The following is a 17751-nucleotide window of genomic DNA, read 5'->3' as shown; positions in this document are numbered from 1 at the left end:
AATCACGGCCGAATGCCCGTTTCGGTCCAACGCGAAACCAGCCGAAGATTGTCCCGCCCGCATACCGGCGGGTACAGTCGCCGCACTGCTCTGGCAGCCCCTGTTGTCGAGGCGAAAGAGAAGTTGGTGAACGACCGTCACCCGTCGGGGACCATGACCACCCCGGCTCCGGCTTCCGCCGCCTCCGCCGCGCACTACGCGCCGTACGGGGCACAGGAAGTCCCCTACGACGACCTCACCACGTACGGCAGCTACGACGCCACCGGTTTTGCGTCCGCGGCCGGCGCCACCACGGCCTTCGGCACCGACCCTCTCTTCGGCAGCCTCCCGGGCGAGCAGCAGCACACGGGTGCGTACGACACCACCCAGTGGCAGGCCGGCACCGGCCAGACCCTGAACTACGACCCCTACGCGGCCCAGCACCACGCCGCCTACGACTCGGGCGTGTACGACTCCACGGCCTGGACGGTCCCCGCGCAGGCCACGGGCCACGACATCAGCGGTCAGTGGGACGCCAGCGCCTGGCTGCAGCCCGACCAGTCCGCCGGAGCCGCCCCCACCCAGCAGTGGGAGTGGGGCACCCAGACCTTCGACACGGGCGCCTACGACGCCACCCAGTGGAACTCCGACGGCTCGGCCGTGGCGCACGACCAGCTTGCCGAACCGTTCGACCAGCAGGCCACGGCGACGTTCGAGCAGGTCGGCGACGCGCAGCAGACCAGCGCCTTCCAGCAGGTGGCGTACGAGAACCCCGCCGCCGCGGAGTTCGGCGAGTACGACGGCGGGTTCGATGCATCGCCGGCCGATGACGGCGGGCCGGGCGCCACGGGCGAGATGCCCGCCGTGCCGTCCCTGCTCGAGGACCAGGAAGAGCTCTCCCCGGTCACGGCGTCCCGCGCGGGCTCCCGCAGCGCGGCGCGCTCCCGGCGCCGTACGCCCCCCAAGCGGTCCGCACTGCTCACCATCGCCGTGCCCTCGGCCTGTGTGATGGGGGTCGCCGGGATCGCGGCCGCCTCCGTCGGCGGCCTGACCGGCGGCTCGGACGAGACCACCGCCTCCGCCCCGGACGCGCACGCGGTCAAGCCGTCCGTCGCCAACAACAAGTTGGACGACCAGCTCCGGACCCTGTCCGCCGGCGCCGACGACTTCGCCGACCGGGCGAGCCGTACGCAGGACCGCATCGACCTCAAGACCCAGCAGGCGCTGGAGAAGAAGAAGGCCGCCGCGGAGGCTGCGCTCAAGGAACGGATGCGTCCCAAGTTCGTTCTGCCGGTCACGCAGAAGGGCCTCAGCGCGTACTTCGGCCAGGCCGGTGTGAACTGGATGTCCGTGCACACGGGCATCGACTTCCCGGTCTCCTACGGCACCACGGTGATGGCCGCCACCGACGGCGTCGTCTCCACCAAGTGGAACAGCGCCTACGGCAACATGCTGATCCTGACGGCGAAGGACGGCACGGAGACCTGGTACTGCCACCTCTCCAGCTACCGCGTCGCCTCCGGCACGACGGTCAAGGCCGGCCAGCCGGTCGCCTACTCCGGCAACTCGGGCAACTCCACCGGCCCGCATCTGCACTTCGAGGTGCGGCCTGCGGGCGGGGCGGCCATAGACCCGCTGCCGTGGCTGCGCAGCCACGGCCTGGACCCGACCTGAGCCCTGCCACGACGGCGCCCTGCACGAGCCCCGCACCTGCCCCGTACGCGACGAGCCCCGCCGGACCGGCGGGGCTCGCTGCGTCTACAGCTTCTCGACCGGGGCGTACCGCAGCAGCAGTCGCTTCGGCTTGCCGTCCCCGAAGTCGATCGTCGCCTGGGCCTTGTCGTCCGTGCCCGACACCGCGACGACCGACCCGAGCCCGAACTGGTCGTGGGTGACCCGGTCGCCGACCGCCAGGGACACCACCGGCTTCTCGGAGGCCCGCCGAGTGGCGAACCCGGACGCGCCCGCCGCCGACGAGCGCGAGCGGGACGAGGAGAGCGAGGCCGCGATCCCGGAGGCCGGACCGGAGGACACCGGTGCGACCGCTCCCGTCCGCTTCCACTCCACATGGGCGGCCGGGATCTCCTCCAGGAAGCGGGAGGGCGGGTTGTAGGACGGCTGGCCCCAGGCGCTGCGCATCGCCGACCGCGTGAGGTAGAGCCGCTCCCGCGCACGCGTGATGCCGACGTACGCCAGGCGCCGCTCCTCCTCCAGCTCCTTGGTCTGTCCGAGGGCGCGCATGTGCGGGAAGACGCCGTCCTCCATGCCGGTCAGGAAGACGACCGGGAACTCCAGGCCCTTGGCGGTGTGCAGGGTCATCAGCGTGATGACGCCGGAGCCTTCCTCGTCCTCGTCGGGGATCTGGTCGGAGTCGGCGACCAGCGCCACCTTCTCCAGGAAGTCGGCGAGCGTGCCCTGCTCGTCCTCCCCGCGCTCCTGCTCGAACTCCAGCGCGACGGCCGCGAGTTCCTGGAGGTTCTCGATACGGGTCTCGTCCTGCGGGTCGGTGGAGGCCTGCAACTCGGCCAGGTAGCCGGTGCGTTCGAGCACCGCCTCCAGGACGGTCGCCGGTCCTGCCCCGGACTCCACGATCGTGCGCAGGTCCTCCATCAGCGTGTTGAACCGCTTGACCGCGTTGGTGGAGCGCGCGGCCATGCCGTAGGCCTCGTCCACGCGCTTGAGAGCCTGCGGGAAGCTGATCTTCTCGCGCTGGGAGAGGGCGTCGATCATCGCCTCCGCGCGCTCGCCGATGCCGCGCTTGGGGACGTTGAGGATGCGGCGCAGCGGCACCGAGTCCTCGGGGTTGGCGAGGACGCGCAGGTAGGCCAGGACGTCCCGGACCTCCTTGCGCTCGTAGAAGCGCACACCGCCGACGACCTTGTAGGGCAGGCCGACGCGAATGAAGACCTCTTCGAAGACACGGGACTGCGCATTGGTGCGGTAGAAGACGGCGACGTCCCCGGACTTCGCCTCGCCCGCGTCCGTGAGGCGGTCTATCTCGTCGGCGACGAACTGGGCCTCGTCGTGCTCGGTGTCCGCGACGTAGCCGGTGATCCGGGCGCCCTGGCCGGCGTTGGTCCACAGGTTCTTGGGGCGGCGGGACTCGTTGCGCTCGATGACCGCGTTGGCGGCGGACAGGATGGTCTGCGTGGAGCGGTAGTTCTGCTCCAGCAGGATCGTCGTCGCGTTCGGGTAGTCCTCCTCGAACTGGAGGATGTTGCGGATGGTCGCGCCCCGGAAGGCGTAGATCGACTGGTCCGCGTCACCCACGACGCACAGCTCGGCGGGCGGGAGGTCGTGCTCGCCCGGCGGGACGTCGACGTCCACGGCGGCGCGCTCGCCGGTGCCCACCAGCTCGCGCACGAGGGCGTACTGGGCGTGATTGGTGTCCTGGTACTCGTCGACCATGACGTGCCGGAAGCGGCGGCGGTAGTGCTCGGCCACGTCCGGGAAGGCGCGCAGCAGGTTGACCGTCGTCATGATCAGGTCGTCGAAGTCGAGCGCGTTGGCCTCGCGCAGCCGCGACTGGTAGAGCGCGTAGGCCTGGGCGAGGGTCTTCTCGAAGCCGTCGCCCGCCCGGGCGGCGAAGTCCTCCTCGTCGATCAGCTCGTTCTTCAGGTTGCTGATCTTGGCGCTGAAGGACTTGGGCGGGAAGCGCTTGGGGTCGAGGTCCAGATCGCGGCAGACCAGGGCCATCAGGCGCTTGCTGTCGGCGGCATCGTAGATGGAGAAGCTCGACGTGAAGCCGAGCTTCTTGGACTCGCGCCGCAGGATCCTCACGCACGCGCTGTGGAAGGTCATGACCCACATCGCGTTCGCGCGCGGGCCGACGAGCTGCTCGACGCGCTCCTTCATCTCGCCCGCGGCCTTGTTGGTGAAGGTGATCGCGAGGATCTGACCCGGGTGCACGCTCCGCTCGGCGAGCAGATGGGCGATGCGGTGGGTGAGCACGCGGGTCTTGCCGGAGCCCGCGCCGGCGACGATGAGCAGCGGCGAGCCGGCGTGGACGACCGCGGCGCGCTGGTTCTCGTTCAGCCCCTCCAGGAGCGCTGCCGCGTCGATCGCGGGGCGCGGGGCTCCGTCGCGGTAGTAGGCGTCCCGGTCCGGCGGCACGTCGAACTTCCCGCCGAACAGATCGCCCGGAAGCGACTCCGGAGCGTGATCGTCCTCGGGCGGCGGCGGGGGTTCCTCGTCGTTCCCGCGAGGGGGCTGGAGGTCCGCCAGGAAGCTGTCGTCAAAGAGGCTGCTCATCGCTCTCCGAGTCTAGGGTGCCGCACCGACAACCGGTCGCCGTCCCGGGAACACGGCCCCCGCAGGCACCCGCTATCGGACACGGTCCCGGAGAGTCGATCACCACTCCGCTCCGCGCCGATTGCCCCTCACGCTGCGAGAGCGTCTTGTCACGCCTGTATGAAAACGGCCTCAGGTCACGGAAATGTATCGGACATATGACACTCCAACCTTCACAGGAGTCACACGAGTTGGCTAGGTTGCGGTCAGGCCGCACGACCCCCTTCCGGCGAACGTCGCCGAGCGCTGCGGCCTCCGCCGAGTCCGGTACGCCTCCACATGGCCGCCGGAGCCGGGGACCCACCGATCCTGGGGTGAATCGGCCGACTCCCGTCCGGGACGAAGCCGTAGGGCAACCCTTCCGAACCACCCGCCCGAACCCGACAGCTAACCCGGTAGGCGGCCCATTGGAAGGAGTCGCCTCCCTTGGCGTCGCACCGCAAGCCGCGCCCCGGCACAGCCCTCGGAGCGGGCGTCCGCACACCCGCTCTCGCCACCGCCGCCATCACCTCCGTGGCCGTCCTGTCCCAGACGGCCGAGGCCGTCCCCGCACTCGACGGCCGTCCGAGCCCGGCCGAGATCGAGAAGAAGGTCGACGAGTTCTACCGCCGGGCCGACGCGGCGGCCGAGGAGCAGCCGGCGGGCCGGCAGCAGGGGAAGGCGGACGCCCTGGCCGAGGAGAGTGCCCGGCGCCCGGGCCGGCTCGCCAAGGCCCGTGAGGGGCTGGGTTCCTTCGCCACCGCCCCGGACACGACCGCCCTCCTCGCGGAGTTTCCGCAGGACCACTTCGCCCCGCACCGGGTGATGAAGCGGCTGGCCTCGCGTGTGAAGGACGCGGCCGAGCGGGGGCGGACCACCGCGGACCCCGACGCCACCCCTGACGTGGACCCCGGCGTGGCCCCCGAGGCGAGCCCCGAGACTTCGGCGGCACCGTACGACGTGAAGGCGGCCAAGGCCGCCGTCCAGAAGAAGCTCGTCACCGCGCGCGACCTGCTGTCACGGCTCACGGCCCAGGAGAACGCGCAGCCGGCCTCGGCCGGGCAGTGGAACCGGGAGGAGGCCGCATGGCAGACGGCCGAGCAGCCGGACCGGGAAGAGGCCACGTGGCAGACGGCCGAGCCGACGCGGCGGCGGGCACGGGCACGGCAGGAGACCGGGTCGCCGTCCACCGGATCCACCGGATCGCCGTCCACGGCATCCGCCGACTCATCGTCCATCGGATCCATCGGGTCGCGGTCCACCGGGTCGACCGGGTCCACCGGATCCGTCGGCTCGTACGCCAGCCGGGCCGACAAGGCGGTCGCCTTCGCCCGTGCCCAGATCGGCAAGCCGTACGTGTCCGGTGCCAGTGGCCCCGGCTCCTACGACTGCGCCGGCCTGACCCAGGCCGCCTGGAGAGCCGCCGGTGTGGCCCTCCCGCGCACCGGCCGCGACCAGGCCCGGGCGGGCACCCCCGTGCCCCTCGCCGACCTCCTGCCGGGCGATCTGGTCTTCTTCCACGGCGACAGCAGCCATGTCGGCATCTGCACCGGAGACGGCAAGCTGGTCCACGCCCCGACGCCCGGCGGGTGCGTCCGCGAGGAGCCCGTCTACCAGTGGGGCGAATCGGTCGTGCACAGCGTGGTGCGGCCCGTCTGACCGGTGCCCTCCTCCCGACCCGTACCTGCCCGACCCACGCTCTCCCGGCCCGTGCTCTTTTCGAGCCCCACGCGCGCGTGCCCTCCCCCCGCGGGCCGCCCGGCTGCCTAGCATCGGGCGCATGCCCGGCATCTCGGCTCTGCGTGCGTGGTGGGCGGGGCGTCCGCCGGCGGCGGGGGCCGCCGTGATGGCGACCGGCATCGTGTCGGTGGACCTGCACCTGGCAGGCGCCGAGACGCTGTCCCGGGTCTTCCTGTGGCTCGCCTGCATCGCCTGGGTGGCGCTCGCTGCGCACTTCGCCGTACGGCTGGTGGGGCAGTGGGAGCGGTGGGTGACCGAGGCCCGGAGCCCGGGCGCGCTCACCGCCGTCGCCGCCACGACGGTCCTCGGCACCCGGATCTCGGCGCTCGGCCTGCAGCATCTCGCGCAGACGTCACTGGCCCTGGCGGCGCTGCTCTGGCCACCGCTGCTGGTGCTCGTCGTACGGCACTGGCGGCCGCGCATGCCAGGGGCGGTGTTCCTGTGTTGTGTGGCCACAGAGGGGCTCGCGGTGCTGGCCGCGACCCTGGCCGCGGCCACGACGACCGCATGGCTCGCGCGCGCCGCGATGGTGCTGTTCTGGCTGGGCCTGGTCCTCTACGGGCTCGCCCTGGTGCACTTCGACCTGCGGCAGGTCCTGGAGGGGCCCGGGGACCAGTGGATCGCGGGCGGGGCGCTCGCCATCTCGGCGCTGGCGGGGGCGAGGCTGCTGTCCGCCGACAGCGCGCGTCTGTATCTCTGGAACGACGACGACCGCGGTGTGCTGCGTGACACGACGGTCGTGCTGCTGGTGCTGGACCTGGCCTGGTACGTGGTGCTGCTGGCCGCCGAGGCGGTCCGGCCGCGGCCGGGCTACGACACCCGGCGGTGGGCGACGGTGTTCCCGATGGGAATGACGGCGGCGGCCACGCTGTCGGTCGTGGCCGCCGTCGGGGGCGCATGGCTGACAGGGCCGGGGCGGGTGCTGGTGTGGGTGGCCGTGGCGGCCTGGCTCGTGGTCGCGGCGGGCGCCGCGCTCGCGGCCCGCGCCGGGATCAGCCGAGCGGGCTGAGCGTCACGTCCACAGCACGGCGATGAAGATGTTCGCCGTGGTCAGCAGGCCGACCAGCCCGAAGAGGCGCTTGTCGACCTTCTCCTCGTCGCGCTGCACGTAGACCAGCCCGAGGATCACGATCAGCAGGGCCAGCTTCACGCCGATCTTGATGGTGTTGACGTGGTGGTCGTCGGCCTGGTTGAGACCGACCAGGGCGACACCGGTGACCAGCATGGTGAGCGCGCCGTGCAGCATCCCGGGGACGAAGCGGGCGGTGCCCCGGCCCATCGCCTTCATCTGGGTGAGGAAACCGCCGAGCAGGGCCGCGATGCCGATGATGTGCAGGCCGACGAAGAGATGGATGAGTACGTCCATGAGCCCGGAGCCTAATGAGGGGCTCCCAGGGCTCAGGTCACCGGGCCCCCGGAGCATGTGCCGGCCCTGCATATATGCGCCCCATAGCACCCCACGGCCCCCGTGTGTTCCCCGTTCCGCACATCGGTCACCACGCTGCGTGAAGAGGGCGACTCCAGGCGAGCAATTCGGTCACATACCGTCACGGCGCGATCTGTCGCAGCCAGTTCCGTACAGTGCGTTACTTGCCTGTCACAGTCCGGCCTAGCGTCCTCCCCCAGGTGACCGGCTCCCCACCGCCGCCCGGGTCAGGGGCGGCACGCGGCCACCACCCCCGAGAAATCCGGCGGCGGCCCGCTCCCCCTGTACGGGCCGCCGCCGGACGCATCGACCGCTCGGGGCACAGAAGTCCGACGGAAGGACGTGACGGTCCAGGTGGCAGCGCACCGAAAGCCCCGCCAGCGCTCGCTCGGCGGCACCACCGTCCGCACGGCCGCCACCCTCGCCCTGGCGGGCGCAGCCGGCGCGACGGCCTTCGACGGGACGGGACACGCCGAGCCACAGCTGACGCCGGCCCAGGTGAAGACCAAGGTGGACAAGCTGTACCAGGAGGCGGAGGCCGCCACCGAGAAGTACGACGGCACGAAGGAGAAGGCGGACACGGCCCAACGACGTCTGAACTCGCTGCGGGACGAGACCGCCCGCAAGCAGAACGGGCTCAACGCGGCCCGGAACGCACTGGGTTCGTACGCGACGGCACAGTACCGCCAGGGCGGGATCGACCCCGCATGGCAGCTCGCCCTCTCCAGCGACCCGGACCGGTACCTGGAGGGGGCCGCGTTCGCCGAGCGAGCCGACGCGCGGCAGGCCGGGGCGGTGACGCGGGTGCGCGAACAGCTCCGGGAGATCGAGCAGTTGCGCGGCGCCGCCCGCATCGAGGTGAAGTCGCTGCGGGCGCGGCAGACGGAACTGCGGCAGCAGAAGCGGACCATCACCGCAAAGCTGACGGAGGCGCGCAGGCTGCTGGCACGGCTCACACCGCCGCAGCAGGCCCGGGTCACCGGCGACGGCGGCGCAACGGGCCGTGCCTCGCGGTCGGCCTCCGACGCCCGGGCGGCCCTGGAGCACGCCGGGTCCGTCGCCGCCCCCGACACCCGGGCGGCGGCTGCCGTCGCCTACGCCTACCAGAAGCTGGGCAGCCCCTACGTCTGGGGCGCGACCGGCCCGAACGCCTTCGACTGCTCGGGCCTGGCCCAGGCGGCCTACCACTCCGCCGGCATCTCCCTGCCGCGCACCACGTACGCCCAGATCAACGCGGGCCGACGCGTCTCCCGCTCGGAACTCCAGCCCGGCGACCTGGTGTTCTTCTACTCCGGCATCAGCCATGTCGGCATCTACGTCGGCAACGGCCAGATGATCCACGCCCCGAACCCGTCGGCACCGGTCCGGCTCGCCCCCGTCGACCTGATGCCGTTCGCCGGGGCCACCCGGGTGGCGTGAGCCGATGGCCTGGGCCGGTGGTGTGAGCCAGTGGCCAGAGCCGGTGGCGTGAGAGCGGCCGTCGGAGCCGGATCAGACCAGCCGACGGGCAGTCGCCCAGCGCGTCAGCTCGTGGCGGTTGGAGAGCTGGAGCTTGCGCAGGACCGCCGAGACATGGGACTCGACCGTCTTCACCGAGATGAACAGCTGCTTGGCGATCTCCTTGTAGGCATAGCCACGGGCGATCAGCCGCAGCACCTCACGCTCCCGCTGGGTCAGGCGGTCCAGGTCCTCGTCGACCGGTGGGGCGTCGGTGGACGCGAACGCGTCCAGGACGAACCCGGCCAGACGCGGGGAGAAGACGGCGTCCCCCTCCTGCACGCGGAAGATCGAGTCGACCAGGTCGGTGCCGGTGATGGTCTTGGTGACATAGCCACGGGCGCCGCCGCGGATCACACCGATCACGTCCTCCGCCGCGTCCGACACGGACAGCGCGAGGAACCGGACGGGCCGCTCGGCGTCCGCCATCAACGCCGCGCACCGGCGCAGCACTTCGCCCCCGCCGCCACCCGGCAGGTGCACGTCGAGAAGGACCACCTCGGGCCGGGTCGCGGCGATGACCGTGACCGCCTGGTCGACGTCCGCGGCCTCGCCGACCACCTCGACGCCGGTCTGGGCGGTCTGCCCGATCTCGGCCTGGACTCCGGTGCGGAACATGCGGTGGTCGTCGACGAGCACCACGCGCACGTGGCGCCCGCCCGGGCCGCCGGCAGCGGGTCCCGACCCGGCCCCCTCCGCCGCTCCCGCCGTACCGCTCGCCTCGGTCGCGTCGCTCATGACGTCTTCTCCACCCTCTCCATCTCCAGCTCGACCTCCGTGCCGCCACCCGGCACACTGCGCAGCCGTGCGGTGCCGCCGTTGCGCTCCATGCGGCCGATGATCGATTCTCTAACGCCCATGCGGTCGTCGGGTATCGAGTCGAGGTCGAATCCCGGACCGCGGTCACGGACGGACACGAAGACCGTCCTTCCCTCGACTTCGGCGTAGACCTGGACTGCTCCGCCCTCGCCACCGTACTTGGCGGCGTTCACCATCGCCTCGCGCGCGGCCTGCATCTGTGCGGCGGTCCGCTCTTCGAGCGGGCAGTCGCCCACCACCACGACCTCGATGGGCACTCCGTGCTTGTCCTCGACCTCGGCGGCGTTGCGCCGTACCGCCTCGGCGACCGTGTCCGGCTCGTCGGCCTCGTCCTTGCCGGTGCCCTCGGGTTTGTACAGCCAGGTACGCAGGTCGCGCTCCTGTGCGCGGGCCAGGCGCCGCACCTCGTTCACGTTGTCGGCGTTGCGCTGGATCAGGGTGAGGGTGTGCAGGACGGAGTCGTGGACGTGCGCGGCGACCTCGGCACGCTCCTGGGCGCGGATGCGCATCAGGCGCTCCTCGGACAGGTCCTGGGTCATACGGACCAGGTAGGGGCCGGCGAGCAGTGTGATGCCGACCAGGACGGCGAGGGCGGCCTGGAGGACGGCGCCGAGGTGTGCGGCCGAGCCCTGCATGACGAAGATGGCCGAGACACCGGCTGTCACCAGCAGGACGCCGACGCCCGCCCGCAGCAGGCTGAGCGTGCGCCGCCGGCTGCCGACCTCCACCCAGCGGGCCCGGCGGGCGTTGTCCGCCTGGCGCCAGACGAGGGCGACACCGGCCGCGACCAGGACGGCGGGCAGCAGGTACGCCTTCGCCGCGCTGGTCAGGTTGACGCTGCCCACGAAGACCACGGAGACGATGACCATGAGGAGCAGGGCGACGATCTGGCCCTTGTCCGGCTTGCGGGTCACCAGTCTGCGGCGGCCGTCCGGCGAGGTCTCGGTGCCGACCAGTGTCGGCGGCTTGGGCTCGCCGACACCGCCGACGCCGAGCGGGACGAAGAACCAGAAGGCGGCGTAGAGCAGCGCTCCGAGTCCGTTGGCCATGAACAGGCCGACGAAGGCGAGCCGGACCCAGATCACGGGCAGCCCGAGGTGCCCGGCGAGGCCCCGCGCCACTCCACCCAGCCAGCGGCCGTCGCTGCTGCGGTAGAGCTTGCGCGGCGGCTGCGGGTCGTCGAGTGACAGTGATGCGGCTTCCGGCATGCCATCGATGGTCACACGGCCGCGGGGGCGAGGCATCAGGGTCGGCCCCCTAGTCTCCCCTGATCTTCCCTCACCTGCCGCTCTTCCCTTTCGAAACGGCCTGCCGGACAGGGCTCGAACACCTCCCCGCCCCGCCTCGGGGCAGATCTCAGGGTTCGCCCAGGGTCATCCCGACTGCCGTCGCACCCACCGGGCGGTCACCATGGACACATGACGGATCACGAGCACGCCGCGACGGGTCCGGGACCCGGCCCCGGCCCGCGCCCGGCCCCGGGCACCGGACCGACGGATGCCGCGCCCGCCGCGACGGGAAAGACAGGGGCGGCAGAGACGGCAGAGACGACGAGGGCTGCGGCGGGAGCGCCCGTAGCCACCGGCACCGCTGCCGGTGAGCAGCCCACGGGTGCCGACACCGGCCGGCGGAACACCCGCGCCGGCACACCCGGTGCACCCAGTACATCCAGTACGGCCGGTGCGACTCGAGCCGGGAGATCGGTGGCGTCGGAGGAGACGGAGGAAGGGGACGCCGCCGAGGGTCCCCACCGCTTCCGGCGCGACCGCCGGCACAAGATGATCGCCGGCGTGTGTGCCGGGCTCGGACGGCAGACCGACATGGATCCGGTGATCTTCCGGATCACCCTCGCCGTGCTGGCCGCAACCGGCGGCTTCGGCCTCATCTTCTACGGCTTCGCCTGGCTGCTCGTTCCGTACGAGGAGGAAGAGGAGAACGAGGTCCGCAAGCTGCTGACGGGAAGGGTCGACGGCCAGGCCCTGGCGGCCGTGATGTTCGCCCTGGTCGGCTGCGGAATCTTCCTGACCATGCTGAGGAACGGCGGGGTGCTGGCCTTCGCCGTGGTGCTCTCCCTGCTGCTGGCGGGCGCCGGGTACTGGTCGCGGCACCGCGGGGCCCACAGCCCCGACCCGATCACCGCCCAGGCCGCCGCCGACGCCCCGCCGGAGGCCCAGGCACCGCCGATCGCCACCTACTACCCCTCGTGGTGGCGGGACCCGATAGTCAAGGACGGCAGCCATGTCGGCGGCACCGGCTATCTGTGGGGCCCCGGCGACGCCCGGGAGCGGGACCTCGTCCCGGCCATCGACATCGGGATCGCCGATCCCTGGCCGCACGGCGGCTCCCCGCGCCCCTCGCGCACCGAGCCCCCCGTACCGCGCGGGCCCCGCTGGATCGGCGGCTGGACATTCCTGCTCGCCCTGCTGGCCGGGGGCCTGGGTACCGGGCTCACCTGGGACACCCACCCGCTGGGCACCACCCTGCAGACCGGCCTGGCCTGTGCGCTGGGGGTCTTCGGCCTGGGCATCGCGTGCAGCGCGTTCCTGGGGCGGACGGGGGCCATGACGGTGTTCCTGGCGATCGTCACGGCGGCGCTCCTCGCAGGGGCGACGGCTCTGCCCAAGGACATCACGACCCAGTGGAGACGAGCGTCCTGGGCCCCGGCCGCGACGGCGGACGTGCGCCCCGCGTACGAACTCGGCACCGGGGTCGGCACCCTGGACCTGACCCGTGTGCACCCCGCCGGCGGACGGACGGTGACCACGGACGCCGAGGTGGGTGCGGGGCAACTGAAGGTGATCGTGCCGTCGGACGCGGCGGTGCGGATGAAGATCGACGTGGGAGTGGGCGACATCAGGTTGCCCGGCGACAACAGGAGGGACGTGGACGTGCAGCCGGGCAGGCACAGGACCGTGACGCTGTCATCGGTCAAGGGCGGCAAGGACGCGGGGACGCTGGAGATCGGTCTGCGGGTCGGCGTCGGACAGGTGGAGGTCAGCCGTGCTGCGTCATGAGTTCCAGCCCGGGAAGTTGGTCGCCGGTCTCGTTTTCACCACCGCCGGAACCGTGTACGCCGGAGACGCGGCCGGTCTGTGGGAGACCCCCTGGTTCTTGATCGTCCCGCTCGTGGTGGGCGGACTCTTCCTGGCGGGTGCAACCGCGGTCGTGACGCGGGGCATACGCCGGCGCACCGGGGCGAGAAGCAGCTGAAGGGCGCGGCGTCAGCGGCGCCCGGCCCATACCCGCAATCCCCGCCGCACACCAGGAGCCGCCGACCCACGCCTGGAGCGGTCGGCCCGGAGCCGCCGACCGACGGCCGACCCACGCGCAGAGCCGTCGGCCCAGGCCCGGAGCGGTCGGAGCACGCCCGGAGCGGCCGGCCGCCGCGGTGAGCGCGGGGCCTCTCCGGGCGGCCGGCTAGCGGTAGCCGCTGCTGCGCTGTCGCCGTCGTGCGCGCAGGGCGGCGTCCACGGAGAAGTACGGGGCTCCGGCAAGGACGAGGGGCAGCCAGGCCATCAGATAGGCGAGGTCGTTGCCGTAGTAGTAGGGCGTGGAGGACCAGCTCACGGTCAGCCACAGGCTGAGCGAGATCAGAGCGCCGCCGAGGGCGGCCAGGCGGCCGAACAAGCCGATCAGGGTGCCGATGCCGACGGCCAGTTCACCGAAGGCGATGGCGTAGCCGAAGCCGACCGGGTTCTTGAGGGCCAGGTCGACCAGCGCCGGGATGGCGGCGGAGTCACGGGTCGCGCGCATCGTGTCGCCGAGCGAGCCGGCGCCTGCGGACTTCATGAAGGCGCTGTCGGTGAGCTTGTCCAGGCCGGCGTAGATGAAGGTGACGCCGAGGAAGATGCGTAGCGGAAGGAGGGCGAAGCGGGAGGCGAGTTCCCTCCAGTCGTTGCCGCCGTTCAGATAGGAGGTGTGTGTGTCCGTCCGAATGCCGTGAGTCATCGCTCAAGCCCGCCTCTCGCCCATCGTGCCGGACCCCCCATTCGACGATACGCACGGGGGGCTGGGTGCGTTCAATCCCCTCCCGGACGTTTTCCCGGATCCCGGCCCGCTGTACGAGCGAAGGCACGGCCCGCTCCACCACCGCTCGCGCGAGCTGCCGGTGGGGGCCGTCGGTACGACGGACGAAGCGTCGTCGCACCGCCGCACTTCGCGCCGTCGCGTCGTCGCTCATCGGTCGCTCCGACGACTGCGGTTACTCCGTCACCTCGATGATGCACCGGTTGGTCGCCACCCCGGCCGCGGTGATCACCTGTACCTCCGCCGCACCGGGCTCCACCTCGGCCGGTACGGGCACGGTCAGGACGGTGTTCGTCGGGTTGCGGAAGCCACCGGTGACGGGGACCAGCGGGACCTGGACGTCGACCGCGCCGATGCGCACGACGATGCGGGAGAGGCGGTCGGCGTGCTGGGCCCCGGGCGGCACGAAGCCGGTGCCGCGGATCTCGATGTCGTCACCGGTGCGGATCGGGCCGTCCAGGTCGCCGGGCTCGCGGGCGCGGACCACGGAGAGGATCACCGGACGGCCGCCCTCGGCGTACTTGCCGGCCAGGTAGGTCGCGGCCGAGATCAGCACCACGACCGCGAGCCCCCAGGGCAGGTCGGGCAGCTCGTCGGGACGGCGGGCCAGCCGTACGGCGACGAACAGCAGGGCGACGGCGCTGATGACGACGTACTGAAGGTCGGCGAAGGCACCCCGGCCGGCGTCGTCGGTCAGCAGGTCGGCGGCGCGCGGACGGTGGGCGGGCACCTTCTGCACCCGCTGGGCGAGGATGCGCAGCCCGACCACCCGGCGGACCAGCACGGCGATGCCGCACACCACGGCCAGCACGGTCACCACGCCCGCCCCGTGCGCCAGGTCGAGACCAGAGATCAGCGCGTCGCGCTCGGTGTGCTCGGAGGCGAGGGCCAGGCGGCCCGCCAGCACGAGGACCGCGTAGGCCACGACCAGCACCCAGCCGGCCGCCACGGTGCGGGAGGTGGACAGCCGGTTGTCCTCGCCGATCACCGGCGCCAGCACCCCACCGCGCGCCCGGTGGAACCAGGAGGCGGCGCTCAGCGCGCCCCCGACCAGGAGCGCGGCGAGCAGTCCGGCGGTGCGCGCGCTGGTCCAGCCCGCGCCGACCGCGGTCAGCGATTCGGTGAGCAGCAGCACGACGACCGCGCCCCACACCGTGTACACGGTCCGCCGCCACAGCCGGGCGAGCCACACCTCGCCCTCGGCGCGGCCGCGGTCGGCGACCTCCTCCGCCTGCTGGGTCAGCTCCTCGGAGACCCACTGGCGGGAGGCGGAGGCGGAGTGCGCCACGGCCGCCGGCAGGCCCAGCCCGGCCGCGAACTCGTCGCGTGTGCGCAGGAAGGCGGCGACGGCCCGCCGGTGTCCCTCGCGGGCCCCGTGCGGACAGTCCCCGCAGGTGCAGCCGCCGCCGTGTGCCCCGGTGGCACCCGTTGCCGTGCCCTGCCCCGCCTCCCGCACCGCCACGCCCGACGCCCGCCTTCCCCACGACCCGAGACACGGCCGGCGGCCCGCTCCTCGGGCCGTCCCGCAGCCGTGCAACTCCCCTGCGACGACAGCGAATTGTGCCCTACGCGGAGCGGCCCCGGTCCGCCGGACCGGGTCACGGGGGGTGAAGTCCGGGCCTTTGTGTTGACCCGGCTGGGAGAATCTCCCCATGGCCGAGATCATCCAGCGGGACGGCACCTGGGCGTTCGACGGCAGCACGGTGCGGATCGCCCCCGGACTCCACCGCTCGGTACCGCTGTTCCGGCAGACGTACGGAGAGATCTCGGTCCCCCTAGACGCGGTCTCGGGCGTCGTCTACGAACCCGAGCGCAGGCACGGGCGATTGCGCATGCGGCTGCGCGAGGGCGCGGACCCGTTGCTGCAGGCGACGGGCGGGCGGCTGCCGGACGCGGCCGATCCCTACCGGCTGACCGTGGACGCGGACCGTTCCGGGGTCGCCGAATACGTCGCCGAGGAGATCCGCCGCGCGCTGCTGCTCGACGAGGTCCCCAAGGAACCCACGACGGCCTATCTGCTGGCGGGGCCGCCGGTGCCGGTCTCGGTGCGGTCCTCCGACGGTACGGTCTCCTTCGACGGCACCCAGGTGCGCATCGACTGGGCCGACAGCTCCGACCGGGTCAAGCGCGCGACCGGCCCACGGATCATCGCGCTCGGCGACCTGGTCCAGGTCGAGTGGCTGCCCAACTCCGGCTACGAGGACGGCTTCCTGCGGTTCGTGACCCGGGAGACGGTGTTCTCCAAGCTGCCGCCCGAGCGCGACCCCTACACCCTCGACCTGTGGGGCAGCGTCCGGCGTGATCTGCTGACCGCGCTGGTCGCGGCGGCCGTCACCGCCCGGCTGCCGCACCCCTCCGCCCGGGGCGGGGCCGTGTCCGCGCTCCGCGACCGGCCGCAGGCCACCGTGCCGGCGCAGGCGGACCGGGAGCGGGCGGACCACGACCGGACCGGCTACGACGGGGCCGGCCACGACGGGGCCGGCCACCACGATGCGCTGTTGCGCCGGCTGCGGGAGCTGGGCGAGCTGCACCGGGACGGGGTGCTCACGGACGAGGAGTTCGCGATGGCCAAGGCGGTGGTGCTCAGAGGGTTCAGCTGAGCAGGTCCGGTTCGCTGCGGCTGATGTCCTGCCACAGCGGCTGGTAGTTGATCCAGGCCACCAGGTCGCCGCCGAGCTGTTCGCGGGTGGCTACGGCCTGTTTGTGGTCGATGAGGACCGGGCGGCCGGCCGCCCTGGCCATCAACTGCACCTGGCAGGACCGTTCCAGGGACAGGAACCACCAGGCCGCCGCGTCCACCGAGTCCCCGACGGTCAGCGGGCCGTGGTTGCGCAGCACGAGCGCCTTGCGGGAGCCCAGGGCGTCGGCGATGCGGCGGCCCTCCTCGGCGTCGACGGTGACGCCGGTGTAGGTGTCGTAGAGCGCCACGTCCTCGTAGAAGGCGCAGCTCTCCTGGGTGATGGGGTCGACGAGGTCGCCGAGTGCGGCGACGGCCCGGCCGTGCACGGAGTGGCAGTGGGCGACGGCGACGACGTCGGGGCGGGCGGCGTGCACCTGGGCGTGCACGGTGAACGCGGCCTGGTTGACGTGGTAGCGGCCCTCGACCACCTGTCCGTCCTGGTTGGCGAGGACGAGGTCGCTCACGGTGACGTGCCGGAAGGGCATCCCGAAGGGGTTCACCCAGAAGCAGTCGGTGAATTCGGGGTCGCGCGCGGTGATGTGTCCGGACACCCCGTCCTCGAATCCGGCGCGCCCGAAGATCCGCAGGGCGCCCGCGAGCCGCTCCTTGCGGTGCCGGCGTTCGTCCTCGACCGAGTCGTACATCGGCGGCATGGCGAACTGCAGCTGGTCGGTGGGCAGCGGCAGGGGCGGGGTGGGCCCGTGCATAGGTCCTCCAGCGGTGAATGTCTGTACGGGCCGGAAGTTACCGCCGGTCAGCACAAAAAGGCAGAGCTGTTTTGTAAAGATGACGTACGCAGCGAATACACGACAGAGGTTGTCCGGTTTGCCGATGAGACTGGCACGTATGAACTGGGCAGCCTTCACCACCGCAGCACCCGAACTGGCGGAGATCGCCGAGGAGCGCTTCGGCGCCCACCGCCATCACGTCCTCGCGACCCTGCGCAGGGACGGCTCCCCGCGCACCAGCGCTCTGGAGGTCCGTTTCCTGGACGGAGAGCTGTGGCTCGGCATGATGCCGAACTCCCTCAAGGCCCTCGACCTCCTCCGTGACCCGCGCTTCGCGCTCCAGGCCAACCCCGGGCAGGACACCGGGACGGACGGCGGGGACGTCCGGGTCGCCGGACGGGCCTTCGAGGTCGTCGATGCGGCGGTGAAGGGGGCGTACGTGAAAGAGGTGGAACCGCCGCAGCCGTTCCACCTCTTCCGCACCGAGCCGACGGAGGTCGTACGGACCTACGTCGAGGACGACACGTATCTGGTCGCCCAGGTCTGGAAGCCCGGAGAGCCGGTGCGCACTCTCAGGCGGACGTGAC

15 protein-coding genes and 1 riboswitch are annotated in these 17751 nt (G+C 72.1%); of the genes, 8 read left to right on the top strand and 7 right to left on the bottom strand.

What is annotated here, in order from left to right:
* Positions 1-126: 126 nt before the first annotated feature.
* A complete protein-coding gene (locus tag ACFZCP_RS00375) occupies positions 127-1653 on the top strand; it encodes a M23 family metallopeptidase (protein ID WP_362693996.1) in 1527 nt (508 codons plus the stop codon).
* Between the two features lie 84 nt (positions 1654-1737).
* Here ACFZCP_RS00375 and pcrA read toward each other — a convergent pair whose 3' ends face one another.
* Entirely contained in the window at positions 1738-4230 is a 2493-nt protein-coding gene (pcrA, locus tag ACFZCP_RS00370; protein WP_362693999.1) for a DNA helicase PcrA, read from the bottom strand.
* Between the two features lie 285 nt (positions 4231-4515).
* A riboswitch (cyclic di-AMP (ydaO/yuaA leader) is annotated at positions 4516-4688 on the top strand.
* A gap of 7 nt (positions 4689-4695) precedes the next feature.
* Between pcrA and ACFZCP_RS00365 the strand changes: the two genes are divergently transcribed.
* Together ACFZCP_RS00365 and ACFZCP_RS00360 are read left to right on the top strand one after the other, a co-directional pair.
* A complete protein-coding gene (locus ACFZCP_RS00365) occupies positions 4696-5907 on the top strand; it encodes an NlpC/P60 family protein (protein WP_391422717.1) in 1212 nt (403 codons plus the stop codon).
* 121 nt (positions 5908-6028) lie between these two features.
* Positions 6029-6997, top strand: a complete 969-nt coding sequence (locus tag ACFZCP_RS00360) for a tellurite resistance/C4-dicarboxylate transporter family protein (RefSeq protein ID WP_391422715.1) — start codon at positions 6029-6031, stop codon at positions 6995-6997.
* Between the two features lie 3 nt (positions 6998-7000).
* Here the strand turns inward: ACFZCP_RS00360 and ACFZCP_RS00355 are convergent, their stop codons facing one another.
* Complete coding sequence (locus tag ACFZCP_RS00355) at positions 7001-7354, bottom strand: hypothetical protein (protein ID WP_362694007.1); 354 nt, start codon at positions 7352-7354, stop codon at positions 7001-7003.
* A gap of 414 nt (positions 7355-7768) precedes the next feature.
* On the opposite strand from ACFZCP_RS00355, the gene ACFZCP_RS00350 reads away from it, so the two are divergent.
* Positions 7769-8833, top strand: a complete 1065-nt coding sequence (locus tag ACFZCP_RS00350) for an NlpC/P60 family protein (protein ID WP_391422713.1) — start codon at positions 7769-7771, stop codon at positions 8831-8833.
* A gap of 72 nt (positions 8834-8905) precedes the next feature.
* On the opposite strand, the gene ACFZCP_RS00345 is transcribed toward ACFZCP_RS00350, so the two are convergent.
* Together ACFZCP_RS00345 and ACFZCP_RS00340 are read right to left on the bottom strand one after the other, a co-directional pair.
* Complete coding sequence (locus tag ACFZCP_RS00345; RefSeq protein ID WP_362694013.1) at positions 8906-9649, bottom strand: response regulator transcription factor; 744 nt, start codon at positions 9647-9649, stop codon at positions 8906-8908.
* On the bottom strand, positions 9646-10938 hold the full coding sequence (locus ACFZCP_RS00340) for a PspC domain-containing protein (protein ID WP_391422710.1): 1293 nt from the start codon (positions 10936-10938) through the stop codon (positions 9646-9648). Before ACFZCP_RS00340 ends, ACFZCP_RS00345 begins: the two co-directional genes overlap by 4 nt.
* A gap of 210 nt (positions 10939-11148) precedes the next feature.
* Here ACFZCP_RS00340 and ACFZCP_RS00335 point away from each other — a divergent pair, with 210 nt between their 5' ends.
* Complete coding sequence (locus ACFZCP_RS00335; protein WP_391422708.1) at positions 11149-12744, top strand: PspC domain-containing protein; 1596 nt, start codon at positions 11149-11151, stop codon at positions 12742-12744.
* Positions 12731-12940 (top strand): hypothetical protein, encoded by a 210-nt coding sequence (locus ACFZCP_RS00330; protein ID WP_391422706.1) that lies wholly within the window; start codon positions 12731-12733, stop codon positions 12938-12940. The genes ACFZCP_RS00335 and ACFZCP_RS00330 overlap by 14 nt, the downstream gene beginning before the upstream one ends.
* A 207-nt stretch (positions 12941-13147) precedes the next feature.
* Here ACFZCP_RS00330 and ACFZCP_RS00325 read toward each other — a convergent pair whose 3' ends face one another.
* The gene (locus ACFZCP_RS00325) at positions 13148-13678 is read right to left on the bottom strand and encodes a DoxX family membrane protein (RefSeq protein WP_391422704.1); all 531 of its coding nucleotides are present in this window, start codon (positions 13676-13678) and stop codon (positions 13148-13150) included.
* A gap of 253 nt (positions 13679-13931) precedes the next feature.
* Positions 13932-15218, bottom strand: coding sequence for a hypothetical protein (locus ACFZCP_RS00320; RefSeq protein WP_391422702.1), 1287 nt, complete (start codon positions 15216-15218; stop codon positions 13932-13934).
* 190 nt (positions 15219-15408) lie between these two features.
* On the opposite strand from ACFZCP_RS00320, the gene ACFZCP_RS00315 reads away from it, so the two are divergent.
* Positions 15409-16356: a DUF4429 domain-containing protein gene (locus ACFZCP_RS00315; RefSeq protein WP_391422700.1), complete on the top strand. Its 948-nt coding sequence runs from the start codon at positions 15409-15411 to the stop codon at positions 16354-16356.
* Here ACFZCP_RS00315 and ACFZCP_RS00310 read toward each other — a convergent pair.
* Complete coding sequence (locus tag ACFZCP_RS00310; protein ID WP_391422698.1) at positions 16349-17143, bottom strand: class II aldolase/adducin family protein; 795 nt, start codon at positions 17141-17143, stop codon at positions 16349-16351. The genes ACFZCP_RS00315 and ACFZCP_RS00310 overlap by 8 nt on opposite strands.
* 139 nt (positions 17144-17282) lie before the next feature.
* Between ACFZCP_RS00310 and ACFZCP_RS00305 the strand changes: the two genes are divergently transcribed.
* Entirely contained in the window at positions 17283-17750 is a 468-nt protein-coding gene (locus tag ACFZCP_RS00305) for a pyridoxamine 5'-phosphate oxidase family protein (RefSeq protein WP_391422696.1), read from the top strand.
* The last annotated feature ends 1 nt before the right edge of the window (position 17751 follow it).

It is taken from the genome of Streptomyces sp. NPDC007971, from assembly GCF_042958635.1.
Classification (GTDB): Bacteria; Actinomycetota; Actinomycetes; order Streptomycetales; family Streptomycetaceae; genus Streptomyces.
Note: the sequence above shows the minus strand (reverse complement) of the source record. Positions and strands in the feature narration are given on the sequence as shown.

Coding starts and splice junctions, on each gene's coding strand:
- pcrA (WP_362693999.1), bottom strand. CDS start 4,230: ATGAGCAGCCTCTTTGACGACAGCTTCCTGGCGGACCTCCAGCCCCCT.
- ACFZCP_RS00360 (WP_391422715.1), top strand. CDS start 6,029: ATGCCCGGCATCTCGGCTCTGCGTGCGTGGTGGGCGGGGCGTCCGCCG.
- ACFZCP_RS00355 (WP_362694007.1), bottom strand. CDS start 7,354: ATGGACGTACTCATCCATCTCTTCGTCGGCCTGCACATCATCGGCATC.
- ACFZCP_RS00345 (WP_362694013.1), bottom strand. CDS start 9,649: ATGAGCGACGCGACCGAGGCGAGCGGTACGGCGGGAGCGGCGGAGGGG.
- ACFZCP_RS00340 (WP_391422710.1), bottom strand. CDS start 10,938: ATGCCGGAAGCCGCATCACTGTCACTCGACGACCCGCAGCCGCCGCGC.
- ACFZCP_RS00335 (WP_391422708.1), top strand. CDS start 11,149: ATGACGGATCACGAGCACGCCGCGACGGGTCCGGGACCCGGCCCCGGC.
- ACFZCP_RS00325 (WP_391422704.1), bottom strand. CDS start 13,678: ATGACTCACGGCATTCGGACGGACACACACACCTCCTATCTGAACGGC.
- ACFZCP_RS00315 (WP_391422700.1), top strand. CDS start 15,409: ATGGCCGAGATCATCCAGCGGGACGGCACCTGGGCGTTCGACGGCAGC.
- ACFZCP_RS00310 (WP_391422698.1), bottom strand. CDS start 17,143: ATGCACGGGCCCACCCCGCCCCTGCCGCTGCCCACCGACCAGCTGCAG.
- ACFZCP_RS00305 (WP_391422696.1), top strand. CDS start 17,283: ATGAACTGGGCAGCCTTCACCACCGCAGCACCCGAACTGGCGGAGATC.